At 66.5% G+C, this 6,949-nt stretch carries 6 protein-coding genes; 2 read left to right on the top strand and 4 right to left on the bottom strand.

All coding sequences use genetic code 11. From position 1 onward, the window contains the following. The 3 genes from ACWDTP_RS13010 to ACWDTP_RS13000 form a co-directional block, all read right to left on the bottom strand. A partial coding sequence (locus ACWDTP_RS13010; RefSeq protein ID WP_450020204.1) for an MFS transporter occupies window positions 1-1,158 on the bottom strand: 1,158 nt, incomplete at its 3' end. Between the two features lie 118 nt (window positions 1,159-1,276). Next, on the bottom strand, window positions 1,277-2,767 hold the full coding sequence (locus ACWDTP_RS13005) for an NAD-dependent succinate-semialdehyde dehydrogenase (RefSeq protein WP_450020202.1): 1,491 nt from the start codon (window positions 2,765-2,767) through the stop codon (window positions 1,277-1,279). Then, window positions 2,764-4,038 carry an aminotransferase family protein gene (locus tag ACWDTP_RS13000; protein WP_450020200.1) on the bottom strand — a complete coding sequence of 425 codons (1,275 nt, stop codon included), beginning with the start codon at window positions 4,036-4,038 and terminating at the stop codon, window positions 2,764-2,766. The genes ACWDTP_RS13005 and ACWDTP_RS13000 overlap by 4 nt, the downstream gene beginning before the upstream one ends. A gap of 189 nt (window positions 4,039-4,227) precedes the next feature. Between ACWDTP_RS13000 and ACWDTP_RS12995 the strand changes: the two genes are divergently transcribed. Both ACWDTP_RS12995 and ACWDTP_RS12990 read left to right on the top strand, forming a co-directional pair. Further along, window positions 4,228-5,136 carry a LysR family transcriptional regulator gene (locus ACWDTP_RS12995; protein ID WP_450020198.1) on the top strand — a complete coding sequence of 303 codons (909 nt, stop codon included), beginning with the start codon at window positions 4,228-4,230 and terminating at the stop codon, window positions 5,134-5,136. A 201-nt stretch (window positions 5,137-5,337) separates the two neighbouring features. Then, on the top strand, window positions 5,338-6,099 hold the full coding sequence (locus ACWDTP_RS12990) for an SDR family NAD(P)-dependent oxidoreductase (protein ID WP_450020196.1): 762 nt from the start codon (window positions 5,338-5,340) through the stop codon (window positions 6,097-6,099). Here the strand turns inward: ACWDTP_RS12990 and ACWDTP_RS12985 are convergent. Further along, window positions 6,074-6,919: a helix-turn-helix transcriptional regulator gene (locus tag ACWDTP_RS12985; protein WP_450020194.1), complete on the bottom strand. Its 846-nt coding sequence runs from the start codon at window positions 6,917-6,919 to the stop codon at window positions 6,074-6,076. The two genes, ACWDTP_RS12990 and ACWDTP_RS12985, sit on opposite strands and share 26 nt — an antisense overlap. Window positions 6,920-6,949 lie beyond the last annotated feature (30 nt).

The following is a 6,949-nucleotide window of genomic DNA, read 5'->3' as shown; positions in this document are numbered from 1 at the left end:
ACGAAGGCACCACATCATGTAGAAGGCCGGAGCCATCGCGTTCTGCGTCGAACCGATCAGCCAGTCGTTGACCGCGGGGGCGGTTCCGCCGAACAGCGCGGTGGCCACGTTGTAGGAGATGGCGAACCCCGCGTAGCGGACATGAGCCGGGAAGATCGCCGGGAACATCGCCGATACGGTTCCCAGCTGCAACAGGTACACCGACGCCAGAATAGCGAAAGCCAGTACGGCCCAGCCGAAACCGACGGTCATCAGCAGGTACATCGGTGTCACCAGGATGAACAGGCCGATCAGTGAGATCCACCAGACCGGCTTTCGTCCGATGCGGTCGGACAACAGGCCGGCCACCGGCAGGAAGAAGATCATGATCGCCTGGCCGGTGACGATCAGGGTATCGGTCTGCCCGGAGGTCAATCCGATGGACATCTGCAGATAGGTGGGCAAATAGGCCACCAGGGTGTAGTTCGCCACGTTGAGCGCGATGGTCAGGCCGGCCAACGCCAGCAGCTGGCGGCGGTAGACCGTGATGAGTTCACGACCGATCGCGGTGGCCCGGCGCTCGGTGCCCTCCGCGTGTGCCAGTTCGCGGAACACCGGGGTGTCCTCGAGCCGGTTCCGGAGATAGAAGCCGATCAATCCCAGTGGACCGCCGACGAGAAATGGTACCCGCCAGCCCCAGTCGCTCATGGCGTCCGCGCCGATGACACGTTCGGTGCCGGCGATGACCAGTACCGCCAGGGTGAACCCCGAGATGGTGCCCACCTCGAGGAAGCTGCCGTAGAACCCTCGGCGCTTGTCGGGTGCGTACTCGGCCATGAACGTGGCCGCCCCGCCGTATTCGCCTCCGGTGGAAAGCCCTTGGATGACGCGCAGTCCGATCAACAGGGTCGGCGCCAGCATGCCGACGGACTCGTAGGTCGGGAGCAGGCCCATACAGAACGTCGCCGCCGAGATGAGCAGGATCGTGACGGTCAACGAGAACCGCCGGCCCCGGCGGTCCCCGATGAGACCCCAGATGATCCCGCCCAGCGGTCGCAGCACGAACGACACCGCGAACACCAGCATGGTGAACAGGGTCTGGTGCTCGCCGGGAAAGAAGTGTTGTCCGATCTCGGTGGCGACGTAGGCGTACGCACCGTAGTCGTACCATTCGGCCATATTGCCGATGGCGGATGCACCGATGGCCCGGCGCAGGACCGATTTCGATGTGTCTGAGTACGTGCTGGACTGAGCGGAAGAGGAAGTGCGCAAGTGAGTTTGGTCCTTCGGTCAGCGCTCAGTTGGAAGCGCGACGGGCGATGTTGTAGTAGCGGACTTCCTGATATTCTTCGAGGCCCTCGGAGCTGCCCTCACGGCCCAACCCGGATTCTTTGACGCCTCCGAATGGTGCTGCGACGTTTGACGGAACGCCTTGATTGATGCCGACGATACCGGTCTGCAGTGCATCGGCGACGTTGAGCGCCCGGTCGAGGTTCTCGGTGAACACGTAGCCGGCCAGCCCGTATTCGGTGGCGTTGGCGCGTTGGACGGCTTCGGCTTCTGAGGTGAAGCGCTGCACCGCCGCGATGGGGCCGAAGATCTCGGTGTGGGTGATCTTCGCCTCGGTGCGCAGGCCGTCCATGACGGTGGCTTCGAAGAAGTGGCCCGCGCCGGCGATGGCGCGTCCTCCGGTACGCACATTCGCCCCGTGCCGGACCGCATCGTCAACGAGGTCCTGCATGCCGGCCACGGCTCGCTCGTCGATGAGCGGCCCGAGCGCTGCGCCGTCGGCCAGGCCGTCGCCGGCCGGGGTCGCGGCCATCTTCTCGACGAGTCCTTCGAGGAAGGCATCGGCGATTCCGTCCTGGACGTAGATGCGGTTGGCGGCGATGCAGGACTGTCCGCTGTTGCGCATTTTCGCTGCATAGGCGCCTTCTACCGCTCGTTCGAGGTCCGCGTCGTCGAAAACGATCAGCGGCGCGTCGCCGCCGAGTTCCATCGAGGACCGCAACACATTATGGGTTGCGTGACCCAATAGTATCTTCCCGACCGACGTGGACCCGGTGAAGGACACCTTCCGGACCCGTGGGTCGGCCAGCACGGCGTCGCTGAACGCCGCCGCGTCCGTCGTCGTGATCACGTTGACGAGACCTTCCGGCACACCGGCCTGCTGCGCGAGGCTGACGGCATAGAAGGTCGTCAGCGGCGTCAGGGTGGCGGGTTTGATCACGACCGGGCATCCCGCGGCCAGCGCGGGCGCGATTTTGCGGGTTGCCATCGCCAGCGGGAAATTCCACGGGGTGATCAGCACCGAAAGTCCCACCGGGCCGCGGCGGGTGAGCAGGGTCGCGCCGCCGGCGGGTGCGTCGCGCATGCTGCCGCCCGGGCGAACGGCCTCCTCGGCGTACCAACGCACGAAGTCGCCGCCGTAGCCGACCTCGGCGCGTGCCTCGGCGAGCGGCTTGCCCATCTCACGCGTGATGAGCAGGGCGATGCGCTCGGTGTGTTCGACGATCAGGTCGTACCACCGGCGCAGAATGTCGGCGCGGTGGCGGGGGCTGCGTGCCGCCCACTCGCGTCCCGCGGCGTCGGCGGTGGCCAGGGCGCCGAGTGCGTCGGCGGGATCGTTGTCGGGAACCGCGGCGATCGTGAGACCCGTGGCGGGGTTGGTGACGTCGGCCCGGCGGGCGCTCTCGGGCAGTGCGAGTGCGTTGACGACGGCATCGGCTTCCGCGGCCCGCTTCGGATCGGCCGTCAGCAGCGGGGTGGGCGCCAGGTCGATGCTCATTTGGTTTCCTCCTCGGACAGGACGTGGTCGATTGCGGAGACGAACCGGGCAAGTTCGTCATCGGTGGTGATGAAGGGCGGGCTGATCTGAAGGGTGTTGCCGCGCAGCGGGCGTGAGATGAACCCGACGTCGATGAGTCTGTCGGCGACCGACTCCGCACGGATGTCCTCGTGTAGCGTCACACCGCCGAGGAAGCCCGCCACCCGAACGTCGGTGACCGAAGTGCGTTGCGCGGCAAGCATATCGAGATGGCCGCGGAGCAGCTGCTCAAGGTCGGCCGTGCGGTCCACCAGGTGGTCGCGGTCGAGGATGTCCAGGTTGGCCATGGCCACGGCACATGCGGTGGCGTGGCCCGCGTAGGTGGCTCCGTGCCGGAAGATGGGCGTGGCCTCGTCGTCGACGAAGAACGGTTCCCAGATGGCCGGTGCGACGATCACGCCGCCCAGCGGTGCGTAGCCGGACGTGACTCCCTTGGCGAACGTGATGAGATCGGGCTGCAGCCCGAACCGGTCCGCCGCGAACATGGCGCCGGTGCGCCCGAACCCGGTGATGACCTCGTCGAGGATGAACAGAATGTCGTTGGAGCGGCAGAGATCCTGCAGGCCGTCGAGGTAGCCGGGGGCCGGCGGGTTGACGCCACCCGTGCCCTGGATCGGCTCGGTGATCACCGCGGCGATGTTCTCGGCGCCGACCTCGGCGATCATGAACTTGAGCGCATCGATGTCGTGGACGGGGACCCGGCGGGTCTCCGGAACGAGCGACTCGGTCCCGTAGCCCTCGCGGTTGAAGTCCAGGCCGGCGATGCTCGTGCCGTAGGCGTGCAGGCCGTGGTAAGCGTGCTCACGGCTGATGATCACGGTCTTGGTGGTCTGCCCGGTCCGTTGCCAGTGCCGCCGGGCCAGCTTGCATGCGACGTCGATCGCGTCCGAGCCGCCGGAGTTGAGGATGATCTTCGGATCGTCGACGGGCGACAGGTCGGCCAGCCGCGACGCCAGGCTCAGGGCTTGGTCGTTCACGAACCTGCCGAAGATGTGATAGGTCTCCAGCTTGAGCATCTGGGCGTGCGCCGCCGCCGCCAGCTCGGGATGGGCGTGGCCGACGTTGGCGTGCCAGAGCCCGGCGGTGCCGTCGAACAACCGGCGTCCGTCGGAGGTGTGGATATAGCAGCCTTCGCCGCGGTCGATGACCAGCTGTCGTCCGAGTACGGACGGAATGTGTGCCTGAGCCGACCACAGTGCGGGTGCCTCGAGGACAGTGCTTTCTGCCGACATGTGTGGGGAGTCCTTCACGGGAGAGTGCGTGCGGTCAGCCGATGATGCTGGAACCGAGAATCGGTCGCCGTGCGCGGGCGACTGGCATCACGCTACGAAGAACAATGCTTCAAAAAAAGCGACATTTGCTGACTATAATCCGATGGATCTGCTTATATGTTTGGAGTTTCGTTGCTAGATGTGCACCGGATGGCCCTACTGCGTGAAGTGCAGTTGCGGGGCAGTATCACCGCGGCGGCGCGCTCGTTGTCCTACTCGCACTCGGCCGTCTCCCAGCAGCTGGCGCTGCTCGAGCGGGAAGCCGGGGTTCCGCTGCTGGAGAAGGTCGGGCGCGGAGTCAGGCTGACGCCCGCCGGCGAGGATCTGGCCCGCCACGCCGACGACATTCTGGCGATCCTGGACCGGGCCGAGAGCGATTTGGCCGCCAGCAACACCGAAGTGCGCGGAAAGTTGCGGCTGGCCGCATTCACGACGATCAGCCGGACCGTTGTCCCACAGGTGATCCGCACCCTGGAGAGCCGACACCCGCGCCTGGACATCCGGTATCGGCAGGTCCAGCCGGAGATGGGCCTGCGTCTGGTGGCCTCGCGCCGCATCGACGTGTTGGTGGTGGACAGTTATCCGGGTGTCTCCGACCGCCCGGACATATCGGACGCGGTGCCGGGCGACCTGCATACCGATCTGCTGGCCCGAGACCCGATCCGGGTGTATCTGCCGCCGGGATCGGCGGTTGACGACCACGACGCGCTGTGTCGGATGCGATGGGTGCTGGAGCCGGCAGGCACCGAAGCGCACGCGTGGGCGCGTAGCTTGTGTCAGCGTCAGGGCGTGGAACCCGACGTCGCCTACGAATCGGCGGACCTGCTGTTTCACCTGCGGATGGTCCAGGCCGGGCTGGCCGCGGCGTTTCTGCCCGACCTGTTGATCCGCGATGCGCAGGCGGAGTTGATCCCGACGACTTTGCTTGACACGCAATACTTTCGGAACATCTCTCTGGTCTGTCGAGCCGGAGCCGAACGTCGCCCCGCCGTCGTCGCGTGCCGGGACGCCTTCACTCGGTACATGGAGCAGCGCCCGGACGAGGTGACAGCGGGGTAGCGGGTAGGCCCTCACCTTTCACCGCGAGCGTGCGCGTCTGTTCCCCGCCACGCCGGTGTTGGGCGGCATTTTGCGCACGCTCACGGTTACCGGGCACTGCCAGTGCTCGGTAACAGCGTGCCCGTCGGGCCGGGAATCCTCGGCGCCGGAACATGTTCTTCTGATCGGAACCAACTGGACCGACAGACAGGGAGACACGCTATGGCGCAGCAGGATCTGGATGGCACGGTGGCGCTGATCAGCGGTGCGTCGAGTGGCATCGGACAGGCCACCGCCAGGCACCTGGCCGAGCGGGGCTCAGCCGTCGCGCTAGTGGCTCGGCGCGCCGATCGGCTTCAGGCGTTGGCGGGCGAGATCAACCGATCCGGCGGCGTGGCCGTGCCGATCGCTGCGGACCTGACCGACGCCGACGCCGCGGGGGACGCCATCGGCACGACCGTCGAGGAGCTGGGGCGGCTCGACATCTTGGTCAACGCGGCCGGCGTGATGCTCAACGGCCCGTCCGCCGATTCGCCGCTGCAGGAATGGGATCGCATGGTGGACATCAACGTGCGCGGGCTGATGTACACCACCAAGGCGGCCCTGCCGCATCTGCTCAAGGCGGCCGCCGACAGCCCACGGTCGGTAGCCGACGTCGTCAATATCTCGTCGGTGGCGGGCCGGTTCGCCGCCGCGGGGGCCGCGCTCTACAACGCGACGAAATTCGCGGTGACCGGGGCGACCGAGGCCTGGCGGCAGGAGTTCACCCAACGTAATCTGCGGTTCTCGGTGATCGAACCGGGACGGACCGAAAGCGAACTGTTCGACCAGAAGGCGGGCCAGGAACAAGGTTTCATCGATGCGTTCGGCGATGTCGAGCCGCTGCACGCCGAGGACATCGCTGCCGCCGTCGCCTATATCGTCTGCAGCCCGCGTCGGGTGGCGGTCAACGAGATCGTCATTCGTCCGACCGATCAGCCGTGAGCAAGTGTCGCAGTTTCTCATCCGACGGCGAGCCCACATCGGCGGTGTAAGTCGAGATGAACACACCGTCACCGCCGGGGACGTTGAGGGTCTCGTAGTTCAGCGTCATGGTGCCGACGGCTTCGTGGAAGAACTGCTTCGTTCCGTGCCCGTGTTCATACAGCCGGTAGTCGGCCCAGAATCTGGCGAAGTCCTCAGACGCAGCGGACAGCTCGACCACCAGTTGCTCGAGCTCGGCATCATGGGTGTGGGGCTTGAGATTGGCCCGCAAGGTGGCCGCGACCGGAGCGGCCACCTGCTCCCATTCCGGATAGACCACCCGGGCGGCCGGATCCAGGAAGATCCACCTGGCAATGTTGCGCTGGGCAGGCGGCATGGCGTCGAAGTCGGCGAGCAGCACCCTGGCGGCACGGTTGGTGGCCAGTACCTCCAATCGCGGTCCCTGCAGAATCGCGGCCACCGGATCGATCGCGTCGAGCAGGAGCCGTAACGCCGGGCGGGCTTTGAGTTTGTCGGGCCGCGGACGCGGCGCCTCGCCCTGATGGGGCGCGATCAATGTCCGCAGGTGGTTGCGCTCCAGCTCATCGAGTCGCAAGGCATCCTCGATCGCCGTCAGCACCTGATTGGAGATGTTGCCGACGCGCCCCTGCTCCAACCGGGCGTAGTAGTACACGCTCACGCCCGCCAGCACCGCGACCTCTTCGCGGCTGAGGCCCGGCTTGCGCCGGGCTGCCGACGTGCGGACCAACCCGGCTTCAGATGGGTCGATCGCGGCGCGACGCGACGTCAGGAAATCGCGCAAATTCGTCGCCTTGCCCACCCGACCATTGTGAACCGGCGCGCAGCAGGG

It is taken from the genome of Mycobacterium sp. NPDC003449 (assembly GCF_053588415.1).
Note: the sequence above shows the minus strand (reverse complement) of the source record. Positions and strands in the feature narration are given on the sequence as shown.